This is a genomic window from Hoeflea sp. Naph1, from assembly GCF_046837775.1.
Classification (GTDB): domain Bacteria; phylum Pseudomonadota; class Alphaproteobacteria; order Rhizobiales; family Rhizobiaceae; genus Hoeflea.
The window spans coordinates 3004945-3022008 of record NZ_CP177286.1 but is presented as its reverse complement, the minus strand read 5'-3'; the positions used below and the strand labels follow the sequence as shown (position 1 = coordinate 3022008).

15 protein-coding genes are annotated in these 17064 nt (G+C 59.8%); 12 read left to right on the top strand and 3 right to left on the bottom strand.

The genetic code is table 11. The features are described from left to right. Nucleotides 1-169 precede the first annotated feature (169 nt). The gene (ilvD, locus tag ACK6D9_RS14535; protein ID WP_412049045.1) at nt 170-1894 is read left to right on the top strand and encodes a dihydroxy-acid dehydratase; all 1725 of its coding nucleotides are present in this window, start codon (nt 170-172) and stop codon (nt 1892-1894) included. Then, a complete protein-coding gene (locus ACK6D9_RS14530) occupies nt 1881-2678 on the top strand; it encodes a tetratricopeptide repeat protein (protein ID WP_412049044.1) in 798 nt (265 codons plus the stop codon). Before ilvD ends, ACK6D9_RS14530 begins: the two co-directional genes overlap by 14 nt. 71 nt (nt 2679-2749) lie before the next feature. On the opposite strand, the gene ACK6D9_RS14525 is transcribed toward ACK6D9_RS14530, so the two are convergent. The 3 genes from ACK6D9_RS14525 to erpA all read right to left on the bottom strand — a co-directional run bounded on the left by ACK6D9_RS14525 (nt 2750) and on the right by erpA (nt 4390). After that, nucleotides 2750-3031 carry a hypothetical protein gene (locus tag ACK6D9_RS14525; protein ID WP_322990824.1) on the bottom strand — a complete coding sequence of 94 codons (282 nt, stop codon included), beginning with the start codon at nt 3029-3031 and terminating at the stop codon, nt 2750-2752. 155 nt (nt 3032-3186) lie between these two features. Then, nucleotides 3187-4011, bottom strand: coding sequence for an exodeoxyribonuclease III (gene xth, locus ACK6D9_RS14520; protein WP_412049043.1), 825 nt, complete (start codon nt 4009-4011; stop codon nt 3187-3189). A gap of 43 nt (nt 4012-4054) precedes the next feature. Continuing rightward, entirely contained in the window at nt 4055-4390 is a 336-nt protein-coding gene (erpA, locus tag ACK6D9_RS14515; RefSeq protein ID WP_322989238.1) for an iron-sulfur cluster insertion protein ErpA, read from the bottom strand. A gap of 169 nt (nt 4391-4559) precedes the next feature. Between erpA and ACK6D9_RS14510 the strand changes: the two genes are divergently transcribed. The 10 genes from ACK6D9_RS14510 to tatC all read left to right on the top strand — a co-directional run bounded on the left by ACK6D9_RS14510 (nt 4560) and on the right by tatC (nt 17011). Next, nucleotides 4560-5765 carry a deoxyguanosinetriphosphate triphosphohydrolase gene (locus ACK6D9_RS14510; protein ID WP_412049042.1) on the top strand — a complete coding sequence of 402 codons (1206 nt, stop codon included), beginning with the start codon at nt 4560-4562 and terminating at the stop codon, nt 5763-5765. Between the two features lie 62 nt (nt 5766-5827). Continuing rightward, nucleotides 5828-7588: an arginine--tRNA ligase gene (gene argS, locus ACK6D9_RS14505; RefSeq protein ID WP_412049041.1), complete on the top strand. Its 1761-nt coding sequence runs from the start codon at nt 5828-5830 to the stop codon at nt 7586-7588. Between the two features lie 60 nt (nt 7589-7648). After that, nucleotides 7649-11146 (top strand): SPOR domain-containing protein, encoded by a 3498-nt coding sequence (locus ACK6D9_RS14500; protein WP_412049040.1) that lies wholly within the window; start codon nt 7649-7651, stop codon nt 11144-11146. Between the two features lie 190 nt (nt 11147-11336). After that, nucleotides 11337-12353: a beta-N-acetylhexosaminidase gene (gene nagZ, locus ACK6D9_RS14495; RefSeq protein WP_412049039.1), complete on the top strand. Its 1017-nt coding sequence runs from the start codon at nt 11337-11339 to the stop codon at nt 12351-12353. Between the two features lie 85 nt (nt 12354-12438). Then, nucleotides 12439-13239, top strand: a complete 801-nt coding sequence (locus tag ACK6D9_RS14490) for a ScpA family protein (RefSeq protein WP_322989242.1) — start codon at nt 12439-12441, stop codon at nt 13237-13239. A 44-nt stretch (nt 13240-13283) separates the two neighbouring features. Further along, nucleotides 13284-13994, top strand: a complete 711-nt coding sequence (scpB, locus tag ACK6D9_RS14485; RefSeq protein ID WP_412051821.1) for an SMC-Scp complex subunit ScpB — start codon at nt 13284-13286, stop codon at nt 13992-13994. A 57-nt stretch (nt 13995-14051) separates the two neighbouring features. Beyond that, the gene (locus tag ACK6D9_RS14480; protein ID WP_412051820.1) at nt 14052-15149 is read left to right on the top strand and encodes an ABC transporter ATP-binding protein; all 1098 of its coding nucleotides are present in this window, start codon (nt 14052-14054) and stop codon (nt 15147-15149) included. A 39-nt stretch (nt 15150-15188) separates the two neighbouring features. Continuing rightward, the gene (locus ACK6D9_RS14475) at nt 15189-15404 is read left to right on the top strand and encodes a twin-arginine translocase TatA/TatE family subunit (protein WP_322989232.1); all 216 of its coding nucleotides are present in this window, start codon (nt 15189-15191) and stop codon (nt 15402-15404) included. A gap of 42 nt (nt 15405-15446) precedes the next feature. Further along, nucleotides 15447-16175: a Sec-independent protein translocase protein TatB gene (tatB, locus tag ACK6D9_RS14470; RefSeq protein ID WP_412049038.1), complete on the top strand. Its 729-nt coding sequence runs from the start codon at nt 15447-15449 to the stop codon at nt 16173-16175. Then, nucleotides 16172-17011: a twin-arginine translocase subunit TatC gene (gene tatC / locus ACK6D9_RS14465; protein WP_412049037.1), complete on the top strand. Its 840-nt coding sequence runs from the start codon at nt 16172-16174 to the stop codon at nt 17009-17011. The genes tatB and tatC overlap by 4 nt, the downstream gene beginning before the upstream one ends. The last annotated feature ends 53 nt before the right edge of the window (nt 17012-17064 follow it).

The following is a 17064-nucleotide window of genomic DNA, read 5'->3' as shown; positions in this document are numbered from 1 at the left end:
TTGTTCGTGATCACGCATTGTGACGATTTCGCAACACTTTTTTGGGAATGCATCTGCTATGAAACGGGTGGGCGCTATGTGCCCATTTCCCGCCACAAACGAGGCGCAGGCCGGACCTCTAGTTCGGCACCGCGGCTTGGTTTTATGGCCAGACGCGTCTGAGGATCCCATGACAACCGCACCATTCGATAAGTCCAAACTTCCAAGCCGTTACACCACCGTTGGCCCCGCGCGGGCGCCACACCGGTCGTATCTGTATGCGATGGGACTTTCGAGTGAGGAGATTGCCCAGCCACTGGTGGGTGTTGCGTCATGCTGGAACGAAGCCGCTCCGTGCAATATCTCGCTGATGCGCCAGGCGCAGGTGGTCAAAAAGGGCGTCGCGTCGGCCAAGGGCACGCCGCGTGAATTCTGCACCATTACCGTCACCGATGGCATTGCCATGGGCCATCAGGGCATGAAGGCCTCACTGGCCAGCCGGGACGTGATCGCTGATTCGGTGGAACTGACGATGCGTGGTCACTGCTACGACGCGATTGTCGGGCTTGCTGGCTGCGACAAATCCCTGCCGGGCATGATGATGTCGATGGTTCGGCTTAACGTGCCGTCGATCTTCATTTATGGCGGATCGATCCTTCCGGGCAACTTCCGCGGCCGCCAGATAACCGTTCAGGACGTGTTCGAAGCCGTTGGCCAGCATTCGGTCGGGGCGATGTCGGATGAGGATCTGTACGAAATCGAGCAGGTGGCCTGTCCGTCTGCCGGTTCCTGCGGCGCGCAGTTTACCGCCAACACCATGGCGACAGTGGCCGAGGCCATTGGCCTGGCATTGCCCTATTCTTGTGGCGCTCCCGCGCCTTACGAAATGCGCGACCGGTTCTGCTATGCCGCCGGCGAAAAGGTGATGGAACTGATCGCCAAGCAGATCCGCCCCCGCGATATCGTTACCCTCAAGGCGCTGGAAAACGCTGCTGCCGTCGTGGCGGCCTCTGGTGGTTCAACCAATGCGGCCCTGCATCTGCCGGCGATTGCCCATGAATGCGGCATCGAATTCGATCTGTTCGACGTGGCCGAGATATTCAAGAAGACGCCCTATATCGCCGACTTGAAACCAGGTGGGAAATACGTTGCCAAGGACATGTTCGAGGCTGGCGGCATTCCCTTACTGATGAAGACATTGCTCGAATACGGCTATCTGCATGGCGATGTGATGACTGTTACCGGGAGGACAATGGCCGAGAACATGGAAAAGGTCTCCTGGAACCCGGATCAGGACGTGGTCCGCCCGGCCAACAACCCCATTACCGTGACCGGTGGCGTTGTCGGTCTGAAGGGAAATCTTGCCGCTGACGGCGCAATCGTCAAGGTTGCAGGCATGTCGCGGCTGAAATTCACAGGACCGGCGCGCTGTTTCGATTCAGAAGAAGAGTGCTTCAATGCCGTCACAAATCGCGATTATAAGGAAGGCGAAGTGCTGGTTATCCGCTATGAGGGGCCGAAGGGTGGCCCCGGCATGCGGGAAATGTTGTCGACCACAGCCGCGCTTTACGGCCAGGGCATGGGCGACAAGGTGGCGCTGATCACCGATGGCCGGTTCTCCGGCGCAACCCGCGGCTTCTGCATCGGCCATGTCGGACCGGAAGCTGCCGAAGGCGGGCCGATCGGCCTGCTCGTAGACGGCGACATCATCGAGATAGATGCTGTCGAAGGTGTTTTGAATGTGCAGTTGTCTGATCAGGAACTGGCTGCACGCAGGGAAAAATGGACGGCGCGCGAAACCGATTACACATCCGGCGTGCTGTGGAAATACGCCCAGACGGTGGGATCAGCGCGCTATGGCGCGGTGACTCATCCGGGCGGAGCGAAAGAAAAGCACTGCTATGCGGATATTTAGTCTTACCCGGACCAGCCTGTTTTACGCCATGCTCGCCGCCGCTATTGGCGCGAGCGGGCCGGCGCGGGCGTTTGATCCGAACAGCGGTGTTTCCCCCGAGTCGGGTCCGTTCGATCTCTTCAAGTTCGGCTTTTCGGCCTACAAGAAGGGCCACAAGGACGAGGCCGTCGAGGCCTATAAATATGCTGCGGAAAAAGGCCATCCGGGTGCCCGCTGGGCACTGGCCAACATGTATGCCTATGGCGATGGCGTGGTTGAAAACGATTACGAAGCGTTCAAGATCTATGATGACATTGCGCGTCAGGGCGTAGAGCCGGGATCGCAGGATACCGGTTATTTCGTCAACGCGCTGTTGTCGCTGGCGATCTATTATCAAAAAGGCATTCCCGGCAGCCCGATCAAGGCCAATCTGGGCGCCGCGCGCCAGCTTTATTTCCAGGCAGCATCGGCTTTTGGGGTGCCCGAGGCACAGTACCGTTTGGGCCGGATGATTCTGGAAGGTCAGGGCGGCGCCAACGATATCCAGCAGGCCAAGAAATGGCTTAACCGGGCTCGCGTCAGCGGCCATCCGGCGGCGTCCGCGGTGCTTGGTAATGTGGTGTTCGAAGAAGGCCAGGTCGTGCGCGGGCTTGCTTTCATGACCACGGCGCTTGAGCGTTCGGCGCCAGCCGACAAGCCCTGGATTCAGGGCTTGCAGGAACGGGCGTTTTCGCTCGCCGGCGAAGCTGATCGCCGCACGGCGGTGGCGCTGGCCCAGGACATGCTGGCCAAGGGCCTGAACTGATCAGGCATCCAATATCCCGCTGTTAAGTCTGACGTTAAGCGCGGCAGCTTCGGTGATTCTGTGTTTGGGTTTCAGCCGGGTGGGGGAGCGGCGCCGGCCCAAGGCGATATTTGCGCCACCGGACAGCCGTCGGATAGTTTCTTCCAACTGGTGTTGTTGAGATTGCGCTCGCAGCGCGCCAAGTAGCGCGTGGATGAGCCAATCTGCAGGCAGACAATTTTGCCTTCCTTGATCCTTTTGCCGTTGCCAAGACATTCGCAATCCTGGCCAGCAAAGGCCTGTGGCGCGACGAAGCCCAGCACGGTCAGAAGACCTATGCCTGTCAGCAATTGCCGGTATAGCGCGCGTCTCATGGCGAAATGATGCGCCCGAAGCGGCTTTTTGGCAAGTTTGCAAGGCGCAGGCCCTTCTACTCACGGCAGGGTCCGGGCAGCACATGACCCACCGTTTTGACGCACGGGAGGGCCCTCAGCTCCCCCTCAAATTCATGGAATCTGGTTGGTCACTGTCAGGCGGCGCCCGGTCTTGTGCAGATCGCGTGGCTTCTCAGACGCTCAGCGAGCGAGATTGCCACCGGAACGTGGTCGGAAGGTTTTTCCCAGCCGCGGACGTGTTTTTCGACATTGGCCGATTGCAACAGCACGGCGGCTTCCGGCGAAAGCATCAGGTGATCGATGCGGATTCCTTTGTTTTTTGGCCATGCGCCGGCCTGGTAATCCCAAAAGGTGTAGGTTTCCGGCTGGTCGTTGACGGCGCGCAAGGCGTCGGTAAAGCCGAGATTTTCAAGCCTGCGGAAGGCGCTGCGGCTTTCGGGCCGGAACAGGGCATCGCCTTCCCACACCTTCGGATCGTAGCAATCAACAGGCTCGGGGATGACGTTGTAATCGCCGGCGAGCACCAATGGTTCCTCAAGGGCCAGTCGGTCGGCGGCAAACGCATGAAGCCGCTCCATCCAGCCCAGCTTGTAGGGAAATTTTGGCGTGTCGACCGGGTTGCCGTTGGGCAGGTAGAGCGAGACCACGCGGAGGACGCCGTTCTTGGTCGAAAATACCGCTTCGATGAACCGCGCCTGCACATCTTCGTCATCGCCGGGTAGCCCGCGATTGACCTCGTCGGGACTTTGCTTGGAGAGGATCGCCACTCCGTTAAAGCCCTTCTGGCCGTGGGTTTCAACGTGATAGCCCAATGCCTCGATCTCCAGCCGGGGGAAGCCCTCATCGACGGACTTGACCTCCTGCAGGCAGGCGATGTCGGGATCGCTTTCGCGAAGCCAGGCCTGCAGGTTTTCGAGCCGCGCCTTGACGCCATTGATGTTCCAGGTGGCGATTTTCAAGACGCGGGTCCTTTAACTGCGGCCAATGATGGCAGGTCGGTATCTAGACCGAAAAACTGGTGCCGCAGCCGCACGAGGCAACAGCGTTGGGATTTTTGATCTGGAATGCCTGGCCCATCAGATCATCGACAAAATCGATCTCCGATCCGGCCATGTAAACCAGCGAAACCTGGTCGATGAGCACCCGTGCGTCGTCGCGTTCAAGCACAACGTCATCTTCGCCAGGCTGGTCGTCGAGGTCGAACTTGTAGGAAAAGCCGGAGCAGCCTCCGCCTTCGACCGAAACGCGGAGCGCGGATTTTCCTTTTTCGGCGGAGACGATTTGCTTGATGCGGTTTGCCGCCGACTGCGACAGTGTTACCGATATGGTGTCAGTCATATAACCTCCTTGCCGGGGTCAAGGTCCGGAAGAGACGTGTTTCAAATCACTTGCTCTATAGGTATGAAGGCCGTGGCCCGACGTCAATGCTTGGACACGGCGAGTCGGGGCTAATCATGTCAGGTTTGGCCTGCAATGCCGCAGGGCGGAGCCTGGTGACGGGGTAGGCATGGAATACGACAGAACACAGCTTGGTTTTGGGACCGGCGCGCGTGCGCCCTGGGCGGCCGATCCATGGGCAAGCCGCGGACGGCTGTTTTCCGAACCGGTAAGCCCGACGCGATCCGAATTCCAGCGCGACCGCGACCGCATAGTCCATACTACCGCGTTCAGACGGCTCAAGCACAAGACCCAGGTGTTCGTTGCCCATGAGGGCGATCACTACCGCACGCGGCTCACCCACACGATAGAAGTGGCGCAGATCGCCAGGGCGTTGGCGAGAGCGCTCAAGCTTGACGAGGACCTGGCCGAGGGCGTGGCGCTGGTGCATGATTTTGGCCACACACCGTTCGGTCATACCGGCGAAGAGGCACTGGCCGAATTGCTCAGCGGGGCAGGTGGGTTTGATCACAATGCCCAGTCGCTCAGGATCGTCACTGCGCTGGAGCGGCGGTATGCCGATTTTGACGGCCTCAACCTGACCTGGGAGACGCTTGAGGGACTGGTCAAGCACAACGGGCCTCTGATGGGGCCAGATGCGGCGCCGGTTCCCGAGCCGATACTGACCTACAATGCGTCGCATGATCTGTGGCTCGGATCGCACTCCGGCCTCGAAGCACAGGCGGCAGCCATTGCCGATGACATTGCCTATAATACCCATGATATTGACGACGGGCTGCGCTCGGGCCTGATCACGCTCGAAATGCTTGAGGAATTGCCGTTGATCGCGCGGCTGTTGTCGGAGGTTCGCGGGCGTTATCCCGATCTCGAGGAACCGCGGCTGATCAACGAGGTCATGCGCAGGCAGATCACCGCCATGGTCGAAGACGTAATCGTCGTAACCCAGGCCAACATTGCCCGGATCAAGCCGGAATCGGCTGATGATGTCCGCCATGCGGGTCAGACAATGGCGCATTTTTCCGAGGAATTCGCTGCCGCCGACCGCGAGACCAAGGCATTTCTCTATGCCCATCTCTACCGGCATCCGGAAGTGATGCGGGTTCGCGAAAGCGCTACCCGGATCGTCAACGATCTGTTTTCGGCCTTCATTGCCAATCCCGGCGCGATGGGCGACAAATACAGCCATGCTGGATTTGAGGATCTGTCGCCGGCGTTGCGCATGCAACGGGTGAGCGATTACCTGTCGGGCATGACCGACACCTATGCAATTGCCGCACACCGGCGTTTGTTTGACCATACCCCTGAATTGCGATAGGCAGCGGTCAATTGCCCGCCAGCCCTCGCGCGTCCCTTTCCCGCCCTATCCGGACTAATGTCATGAATGTGTTCAAGGACTTCGAACAGAGAATCAAACAGGCCGTTGAAGCGCTTGATGTCGTTAAGGAAAAGGGCGTGGCCCTGGACTTTTCCCGGCTCGCCGTCGAACCGCCGCGCGATCCTGCCCACGGCGATATCTCGACAAACGCGGCGATGGTGCTGGCCAAGCCGCTGGGGATGAATCCGCGGGTTCTGGCGGAAATGATCGCTGCCCGATTTGCCGATGACGGTGATGTTGCCGAGACGGCGGTGGCCGGACCGGGTTTTTTGAATTTCCGGCTGACCGCGCGGTTCTGGCAGGGATTGGTCGTCACGGTGCTTGGTGACGGCGTCGATTTCGGGCGCTCTAATCTCGGTGCGGGAACCAAGGTCAATGTCGAATATGTTTCGGCCAATCCGACCGGACCGATGCATGTGGGCCATTGCCGCGGCGCGGTTGTCGGTGATGCGCTGGCCAATCTGATGAGTTTTGCTGGTTACGACGTAACCAAGGAATACTACATCAACGACGCCGGTTCGCAGATCGATGTGCTCGCCAAGTCAGTCTATCTGAGATACCGCGAAGCGCTCGGCGAGACGATCGGCGAGATCCCGGCGGGGCTTTATCCGGGTGATTACCTGGTGCCGGTGGGGCAGGCGCTGGCGGATGAGTTTGGTGCATCTTTGACCAAGATGCCCGAAGACGAATTGATGGCGCTGATCCGTCCTCGGACCATCGACGCGATGATGGCGATGATCCGCGCTGACCTGAAGGCACTCAATGTCGAACATGACGTGTTCTTTTCCGAGCGCAGTCTGCATGCCAATGGCGCCGAGAAAATTCGCCACGCAATCAATGATCTTACCTTCAAGGGGCATGTCTACAAGGGCAAGCTGCCGCCTCCGAAGGGGCAGTTGCCGGAAGAATGGGAAGATCGGGAACAGACGCTGTTCCGCTCGACCGATGTTGGTGACGATATCGACCGTCCGCTGATCAAGTCCGACGGCAGCTACACTTATTTCGCAGCCGATGTGGCCTATTTCCGCGATAAGTTCGAACGTGGCTTCAAAGAGATGATCTATGTGCTTGGCGCCGATCACGGCGGCTACATCAAGCGGCTGGAGGCGGTCGCCAAGGCGGTTTCGGCGGGAGAAGCCAAGCTGACGGTGCTGTTGTGCCAGTTGGTCAAGATCTACCGTAACGGCGAACCGGTGCGGATGTCGAAGCGCTCAGGCGATTTCGTCACCCTGCGGGACGTGGTCGATGAAGTCGGCGTCGATTCGGTGCGCTTCATGATGCTGTACCGGAAGAGTTCGGAAACGCTGGATTTCGATTTTGCCAAGGTGACCGAGCAATCGAGAGATAACCCGGTCTTCTACGTTCAATATGCCCATGCTCGCTGCGCATCGGTGATGCGGCAGGCCCGGGAAGTGTTTCCCGATATCGATCTGTCACCGGCGACACTGGCTGCGGCCGATCTTTCCGATCTGAACCATGAAAGTGAACTGGCGCTGATTGCCAAGCTTGGCGAATATCCCAGAATGATCGAGGCAGCCGCTGCCGGTCAGGAGCCGCACAGGGTGGCGTTTTACCTCTATGACCTTGCAAGTCTGCTGCATGGTCACTGGAACAAGGGCCGTGATGAGCCAGGTTTGCGGTTTGTTAATGATAAAAACCGACAATCCACAATTGCCAGAATGGGTTTGGTGTACGCAGTTGCTTCGGTGTTGAAGTCAGGTCTCATGATTACGGGAACTGATGCCCCTGAGGAAATGCGTTAATCGTCACCTTTTACCCACAATACTCTGGCAGTGAATTACGCAAGAGTATGTGAGTGACGCATGGTAGATCAATTGGATAGCAACACCCGGACTCAAGAGCCGGATGTCGAAGTCGACGATCCGCTGGCGGAACTCGCCCGGATTATCGGCTATGAGCGGCCTGTCGAAAAGACTGTGCCGGTCGCCGCCGATAACGAACCGGTGCCTAGCGCCTTCGACCTCGAAGCAGAATTGATGCGCGAGCTTGACGTGTTGCCGGCTGACGAGGCTGATGAACAGGCCGAAGGTGTGCGCCAGTCGGAAGGTGACGAGAGCCTGGTCCCCGAAGAGGTCGCGAATGACGGCGTTGACGCTATTCTCCCTGTCTTTTCCGCAGAAGATCAAGCTGATCCATTTGACGATGATTCCGTGCTGGCCGACGCTTGGCTTGGCAACAAGCCCGACGCAGTAGTTGATCATGATGACGGGGCCGGTATCGAGCTGCAGCAGGACGTTGCCGACGAGATAGATCTCGAAACTGAGCTTTTGTCGGATCTTGACGGTGCGGACGGAGTTGCCGAAACAGTCGATGCTACTGATGAGGCCGTTTTTGGTGTCTGGGAAGCACCTGAACTGGATGCGGACTGGCAAAGAAGCGAACCGGACGAGACGTACCCCCATGACACGACCGTTGCGGCACACACGGATGTTGATGCTGCGGGTCAGGCTGAAGCAGGCACCGACGAACTGGGGCAGATCATTTCCCGTGATTTCGGTCCAGCCCCCGCGGTGTCTACTTCTGATGTTGATGATGATGCGGTTCTGGCCGACATGTACCGGTTTGAATTGCCGGCGCATTCCGCGAGCAGCAGCGATAATCAGCCGGTTCCGGCCGATGTGCCCGAATCGATGGATTCTCAAGTCTTTGAAGACGACGACCTTGGCCCGGAACTGGCTGCAGCGTTTGACCATGACGCAGAACTGCCCGTCGACGACGCCGACGCGGTCGACTTTGCCGATAACCAGCCGATAGAGGATGTCACTTCGGCGACGGGGGGCGCCGAGCAGGACCGCGGTGGGCTTGAGGCGCCAACATACTATACGAGTGACACGCAAGCTGACCCGGCCACGCCATCAGAGCCGGCTATTGACGCCGATATGGATGACGGCGCGGTCGATTTTGAGGATTATCTCTCGGCTGAACTTGACGTGTTCGAGCATCAGGTTGCCCTGTCGGATGTGCCCGATGCGGACGAAGCTCCGCAGCCGATTGCCGGGGATACCCCTGAGCCTGCGATTCAAGCGGGCGAGGTTGCAACTTGGGATGAGCGCGCACCGGACGACAACGATTTTGTGTTCGATGAGGCCGCTGAAGAACTGCTCGCCGATATTGCCGATGACGCTGGGGTGCCCGAGCCAATTGCGGATTCTGGCTGGAACGAAAGCGCTATCGAGGCCAGCGTTTCGGAAGAACTGGACGAGGAACTCGAGGACATGTTCGGACTGGCAACGCCGGTCGACGAGTCTCCCGCAGCATTCGACGAGTCCGACGATCTTGAATTCGATCTCGATCAGATTCTGGCCGAGACAGTGGTCGAGGCCGAGATTGATCCTGAACAGACGTTTGAGCCTGACGCGCTCGCGCCTGAGACGGTGGAACCGTTTGTTATGGACGACGCGATTGCCGGTGATGGGGGCCCGTTTGCAGAGCCCGAACCCGACGCGTTGCAAGAGCCGCAGCCAGGTGTGGGACGCGACGAGATTGAGGAAGCATTTCTGGGGCTGGCCAGCGTTGACGAACATGATGCCGCGAGTTCAGATTCGGCTGCCGAATATGAAATGGCGGGCGGCGTAACGCCTGTCGAGGCTGATTATCCGACGGAAACACCAACGAATTATGCCGTTGGAGCAAACAACGGCGAATCTGTACAAGACGACTGGGCCGAGCCCGCGCAAGATGACTGGCTGGCCGGGTTCGAGACCAGTGACCAGACAAGCCAACCGGCCGAACCGGAGGGTGAGGGGTTCTTTTTCGACGCCGAGATGATTTCCGAGCCGGAAGACAGTGTCGAAGCGGTGGCAGATTTCGGTGTACCCGATCTCGCGCATGACGAACCGGCGCCGGTTGGTCCGGACTTTGACGACGAGATTGACCGCGAATTTGCCGACATAATCGATGGGCCCGAAGAGGGCATTGCGCCTGCCTCGGTTGTTGCCGGCGGCATTGGTGCTGCCACCGGTATGGCTCACGACTGGAGCCGTGAAGCGGGCGCCGGCCGTGGCTACGAGAGCTCTGACGACTATATTGCGCTCGAGCGCGAGTTGGGCGGCGATGATGTCCATGTCGCGCCGCCCTATGATGAGGTTGATGGCGACGAACACGAACCCTCACCCCTGGATGGCGAGTTTGCCACCGGCATGGTTGGAGAACCAGCCCCCAGAAATGATTCTCGCGGGCCTTTTCTGGCGCTTGTCGTACTCGGCGTGGCTGTGCTGGCCGGAGCTGGTGCCTTTGGCTGGAGCATGATGTCGACGGGTGACGGGTCTGTGGATGGCGGCCCCCGCATCATCCGGGCTGACAAGGAGCCGGTGAAGGTGGTGCCCGAGAACCCTGGCGGGGTCACAGTGCCCAATCAGGACAAAGCGGTGTACGACCGGGTCGCCGGCGGTAACGCTGCGCAGCCCGGGCAACCGGCACTGATAAATTCGGCGGAAGAACCTGTGGATGTGGTTCAGCGTACGCTCGATCCTGATGTGCTGCCACTGGAGGGCCGCGGCAACTTCGCGGAAAAATCGGAAGAACGCCTGACGGCAGACGGCGCATCTGACGCGAACACTGGACCAGGTGCGCCAGCCGCACCGGTGGTGTCGCCGCGCAAGGTGCGCACCATGATCGTCAAGCCCGATGGTTCGATTGTTGCGCGCGAGGATCCGACCCCGGAACCGGTAACCCAGCCTGTGACAACTGCTGCAGAACAGGCCGAACCGATTGCGGCGCCGTTGCAGGTAGCAAATCAGCAGTCCCCCGCGACTGAAACGGCAGCGCCAGATGGGGCTGCAGCACCGGTTGGAACCGCCGCGGCACCGGCTGACGGCGAAATAACCCTTGCCGAAGAGCCTGATGCGGGCACTACTGCACCAGTGCGTGTTGTCACGACCCAGCAAATCCGCGCGCCGGTTCCTCAGGGCCGACCTGCCGACCAGCCCGTCAATGTGGTGGGCACGGTTACACAGGGCGGCGAGGTCGCTGCGGCACCAGCTGCGCCTGCAGCAACGCCGGCTCAAACCACAGAGGTTGCTTCGGCACCAGCTGCGGCCGCGCCTGTGGCCAATCCGGGTGGCTACTATGTCCAGATCGCATCGCAACCGACTGTCGAAGGCGCACAAGCTTCGTGGCGCACGCTCTCCAGTCGCTACAGCAGCGTGCTGGGCGGGCGTGATGTCGACATCCAGCGGGCCGACATCCCCGGCAAGGGCGTGTTCCATCGGGTCAGGGTTGTGGCCGGAACGCGGGATCAGGCGAACGCGCTATGTAGTCGTTACAAGGCTGCCGGCGGCAGTTGCTTCGTATCGCGCTGATCCGTAATCAGCCTGCAGACCGGGAAGTGAATCTGGGCCGCGCCATTTGTGCGCGGCCTTTGCCATTTTATTCTGCGTTCTGATGGGAACCTGCAGGCATCATTTCAGGACTTCGAGTGCCCTTTACGCCGCCAACGGGATGCGCGGTGCTGAAACTGTCAATTGGCTGCGGATCGATTAACATTGGCCGATGAGCGAATCAAAAGCAGTCATCTTCGGTTGTTCCGGCCCTCAACTCAGTGTCGAGGAGCGCGCGTTCTTTGCCGAGCACCGGCCCTGGGGCTTTATCCTTTTTGGCCGCAACATTGTCAGCCTGGAACAGGTCACGGAGCTGTGTGCCGACCTGCGTGAGAGCATTTCACTCGCCGATGCGCCGATCCTGATTGATCAGGAAGGCGGGCGCGTGCAGCGTTTCAAGCCACCATTGGTGCCGCAATATCCCTCAGGTGCGGAACTTGGCGCTTTGTATCTTGCCAACCCCGAGGCGGGGCTGCGTGCGGCCTGGATCATGTCACGGCTGCATGCGTTCGATCTGCTGCCACTCGGTATCACGGTCGATTGCCTGCCGGTGCTGGATATCCCCGCGCCAGGCGGCCACGAGGTGATCGGCAGCCGTGCCTATGGCTTTACGCCGGAGGTGGTGACGGCAATGGGTGCGGCAGCATCAGCGGGCCTGAAGGCCGGTGGCATGCTTCCGGTGATCAAACACATTCCCGGTCACGGTCGGGCAGGTGCCGATACGCACCACGAATTGCCAAGGGTCGATGCAGCACGGGCGGAACTCTCGGCGCGCGACTTCGCGCCGTTCAAGGCGCTGGCAGGCGAAGCGATGGCGATGTCGGCGCATGTTGTCTTTACCGACATTGACCCGGATCATCCCGCCACAACGTCGCGCAAGGTGATTGACGAGGTAATCCGCGATGAAATCGGGTTTGACGGGCTTTTGATGTCGGATGATGTATCGATGAACGCGCTTTCTGGGGATTTCGTGGCAAGGGCAGGTGCAATTTTTGCCGGAGGGTGCGATGTCATCTTGCACTGCAATGGCGTACCCGCGGAAATGGAAGCGGTGATTTCGGTCACACCAGTCCTGTCGGGTGAGGCGCTGTGGCGCACGCAAGCGGCAATGGCGGCATTCAAGCCCGCTGACGACAGCAACGAAGCCGCGTTGCGGGACGAATTCGAAGTGTTGATGGCGACGTCCTGACAGCTGAGAGGCAATGTGAGTGAGCAACGGCAACCGGCAGCAAAGCAGCAGTGAAGCCGGCAAGGCGTCCGCGGTGACAACGCCGATGGATGCCGTGTGGGACACGGCCGCTGCCGACCGGGCCACCGGCGATCCTTTCCTGGTGATCGATGTTGACGGATTTGAAGGCCCGCTTGACCTGCTGTTGCATCTGGCGCGCACTCAAAAGGTCGATCTGGCCAAGATCTCGGTGCTGGCGCTGGCCGAGCAATATCTGCAATTTGTCGAAAAAGCGCGGACGTTGCGGCTTGAGCTTGCCGCCGATTACCTGGTGATGGCGGCGTGGCTCGCCTATCTCAAGTCGCGTCTGCTGATACCTCAGGGACCGAAGGGCGACGAGCCGAGCGGTGAGGAAATGGCGGCGCAACTGGCGTTCCGGCTCAAGCGGCTGGAGGCAATGCGGGAGGCGGCAACGCGGCTCGTCAATCGTCACCGGCTTGGACGCGACGTGTTTGCGCGCGGCGCGCCGGAGCCGCTGGTCATCGACCTTAATTCGAGCTTCGACGCAACGCTCTATGACCTGCTGACGGCCTATGCGTCGCAGCGGCAGCGGCAGATGGTAACCCAGGTGACGATCGCCCGACGTAGGGTCTGGTCGCTCAGCGATGCACGCGTCATACTGACGCGGCTGATCGGCGAGCTCAAGGACTGGACAGCGCTGGACCAGTATCTGGCGCGCTACCTTTCTGACCCCGAGGAGCGGGTGACGGCCATTGCCAGCTCGTTTGCGGCCAGTCTGGAACTGGTGCGGGAAGGGCGGATGGAAATCCGGCAGGACGGCGCCTTCCAGCCCATCTTCATGCGACGTCCGTCCGGCGCCGGTCTTAATGCGGGGAGCAGATCATGACAATGGATCCCGGTTACGGTGAAGCGATGGCCTATGGCGGCGATATGGATCAGGCTCAGAATGAGGAAACCGGTGCGGATGCTCTTGACGCACTCAAGAACCGCGCGCTTCGCGAAGCCGAGCGGATTGCCGAGGCGCTGGTGTTTGCATCGAGCGAGCCGGTCGCCGCAAAACTGATCGCGACGAAACTGCCCGATGACGTGGCTGTCGATGCGGTAATGACGCAATTGGCGCGCCGTTATGCTGATCGCGGCGTCAATCTGGTGCGGGTCGGTGATGCCTGGGCGTTTCGCACTGCGCCGGATCTGGGCTTTCTGATCCGCCAGGAAGAAACCGAAATCAAGAAGCTGTCGCGCGCTGGGCTCGAGGTTCTGTCGACCATTGCCTATCACCAGCCGGTAACACGGGCCGAAATTGAAGACGTCCGCGGCGTGGCCACCTCCAAGGGCACGCTGGATGTGTTGATGGAAACAGGCTGGGTGCGGATGCGTGGTCGCCGCCGGACGCCGGGCCGGCCGGTAACCTACGGCACCACAGCGGCGTTTCTCGACCATTTTGGTCTTGAGGACCTGCGTGATCTGCCGGGTATGGACGAACTCAAGGGGGCGGGGTTGTTGTCGGGCAAGGTGCCGTCGAACTTCCAGCCACCGATTTTGTCAGCCAGTGATGACCTCACTGAAGATGAAGATCCGATCACGCAAATGGATCTGGAAGAACTTGGACTCTTGACACCGATGGGTGAAGCGGAGGACTAAGCACGCGGGCTCGGTTATGAACCGGGTGGAGTGTTGCTGACGACAAGGGTCCCGACCATCGTGAACCAGCATATAAGGACGGCGATCGCGCGCAGGACGGCAGGTGTAACCTTTGCCGCGCGCTTGGCGTTTGAGGATATCCATCATGCTTACGGTGAGCAGCAGACGCTGCATGGGGTGACGCTGGCTGCCGAACCCGGCGAAGTTCTGTGTCTGCTTGGGCCTTCTGGATCGGGCAAGACAACATTGCTCAGGATCGCGGCCGGAATCGAGCGCATGAGCCGTGGTCGGCTTTTTCTCAATGACCGCGAAATTGCCGGGCCGGAAATCAACCTACCGCCGGAACGTCGCGGCATCGGCCTGATGTTTCAGGATTTTGCGTTGTTTCCGCATCTGACCATTCTCGATAATGTCCGCTTCGGCCTGACGGCGCTGTCATCGGCTGACGCCAAGCGCGAGGCGATGGCTGCGCTGGACCGGGTCGGAATGGTTCATTACGCCGACAATTACCCGCATGCGCTGTCGGGCGGCGAGCAGCAGCGGGTGGCGCTGGCGCGGGCGCTGGCACCGCGACCTGCGGTGCTGTTGATGGATGAGCCCTTCTCGGGGCTTGATTCGCGGCTCAAGGACAGTGTGCGCGCCGAAACACTGGCGATTTTGCGGGAAGCGCGGGCCACGGCCGTCGTCGTTACCCATGATGCGGAAGAAGCCATGCGGATGGGCGACCGGATTGCCCTGCTCAGGGATGGCGCGCTGGTGCAGGTGGGAACGGCGGAGGATCTTTACCACCGTCCCGCAAGCCTGTTCGCCGCGGGGTTCTTTTCCGAGATCAATGTGTTTGACGGAATCGTCGAGGGCGGAATCGCGCAAACCCCGGTTGGACCGGTCAAGGCGCCCGGGCATTCTGATGGCACGGAAGTCGCCATTGCCGTGCGATTGCCGGGCCTCGAGGTGACAGAGACACCATGCGGTGTACCGGCGCGAGTGGTAGCGCGCCGGTTTCTTGGCGTTGAAGAGTTGGTGACATTGGTGGTTGCAGGCGGTGAAAACCCAATCGATGCGCGCATCAGGGCAGGCCAGTTGCGTCCTGGCGCGCGGGATGTTTCTGTGTCCGTTAACGAGAGAGACATTTTGGTGTTTGAAAGAAACGGATAAACACTTTAAATCAATGTAGAATCCTTAGAGGAGAGTTTCATGGGTAGTTTCAGTATTTGGCATTGGCTTATCGTTCTGGTCGTCGTTCTTCTGCTTTTCGGTCGCGGCAAGATCCCGGAACTGATGGGCGATGTTGCCAAGGGTATCAAAAGCTTCAAGAAGGGCATGGGTGACGATGATTCCACACCCGATGCCAAATCGGTTGAGGCCAAGTCGGTCGAAAACAAGGCCGAAGAAGCCAAGGATCGCGGCTAATCCGCTCATTTCCAATGCCCTGAGGGGTGCGGAGAAGCCTGAATGTTCGATATCGGTTGGCCAGAACTTCTGGTCGTCGCCATTGTGCTGATAATCGTGGTCGGTCCTAAAGACCTGCCACCGATGCTGCGCGCCTTCGGGCGGACCACCAAGAAACTCAGATCTATGGCATCTGAGTTTCGGGGTCAGTTCGATGAGGCGTTGCGGGAAGCGGATCTTGACGATGTCAAGAAGACGTTTGACAGCGCACGCAAACTCAACCCGATGCAGAGCATTCGTGACGCGGTCAATCCGTTAAAGGATACTGCCAAGGAAATCCGTTCGGACCTGGAAAAATCCGTGAAGACGCCGTCAACGGCTGCGGACAAACCGGTCCCGGATGTGGCGGTACCAACACCGGCGATGAAGCTTGCGGATGGTCCACCGGACATCAAGGCCGACGCGCCGGCTCCGACGGGTAAAGCCGGTGACAAGACCACGTCGAAATCCGTGTCGCCATCGGGCGCCGCGGCAAAAGCAAAAACCTCGGCCAGGGCAAAGACGCCGGCCAAGCCAGCGGTAAAGACGGAGTTGGCTGCCAAGCCCACGACAAAGTCTCAGCCGGTAGTTAAGCCTGTTGCCCGAAAAACTGCAGCGAAGGCATCGGCAGCGAGCAAGCCATCGTCGTCGAATGCTCCGGCTGCCACGACCAAGGCCGCAGCCAAGCCATCGGGCGGGGCCAAGGCCCCTGCGCGTGCCAGAAAACCGAAACAAGGTGAGGGCTCGGCTTGACCGAAGATATTGATGACAAGCCGCAGCCGCTGCTTGAGCATTTGATGGAACTGCGCAATCGCCTGATGTGGGCGATCGGTGCCTTCTTCATTGCTTTTCTTGTCTGTTTCGCGTTCGCCAAACCGCTGTTCAACATGCTGGTGCAACCTTTCACCTGGGCGGTGGACTGGGCCGGGATGACTGATCGCAAGATCGAATTGATCTACACGGCGCCGCAGGAATTTTTCTTTACCCAGATCAAGATCGGCATGTTCGGGGGCGTGGTGCTGGCCTTTCCGATGATCGCGGCACAGGTCTACAAGTTCGTAGCACCGGGGCTTTACAAGAATGAGCGCTCGGCATTTCTGCCGTTTCTGGTGGCGTCGCCGGTATTGTTCCTGCTCGGCGCGGCGCTGGTCTACTTCTTTTTCACGCCGATGGTGATGTGGTTCTTCCTGGCGATGGAACAGACCGGAGGCCACGGCGAGGCGTCGATCGTGCTGTTGCCGAAGGTTTCGGAATATCTCGGGCTAATCATGACGCTTATCTTCGCCTTCGGCCTGGTATTCCAGTTGCCGGTGGTGACCACGTTGCTGGCGCGGGCAGGGCTTGCCACCTCTGTCGGCCTCGCAGCAAAGCGCAAATATGCCATCGTCGCCGCGTTTGTCGCAGCTGCGGTGCTAACGCCGCCCGATCCGGTCTCCCAGATCGGGCTTGCGCTGCCCACCATCATTCTTTACGAGATTGCCATCTATTGCGCCCGTCTCGTGGAGCGCCAGCGCGCCGCGGCAAAGGCCACGGCGGCAGCAGATGATCCCGAATCATCGGCTGACTCTGATCCCCAAGGGGACGACTGAGTTCTGGAGGTTCGTCACGCCGTCTGACATGGCGGCGAGATTACGGGGCTGGC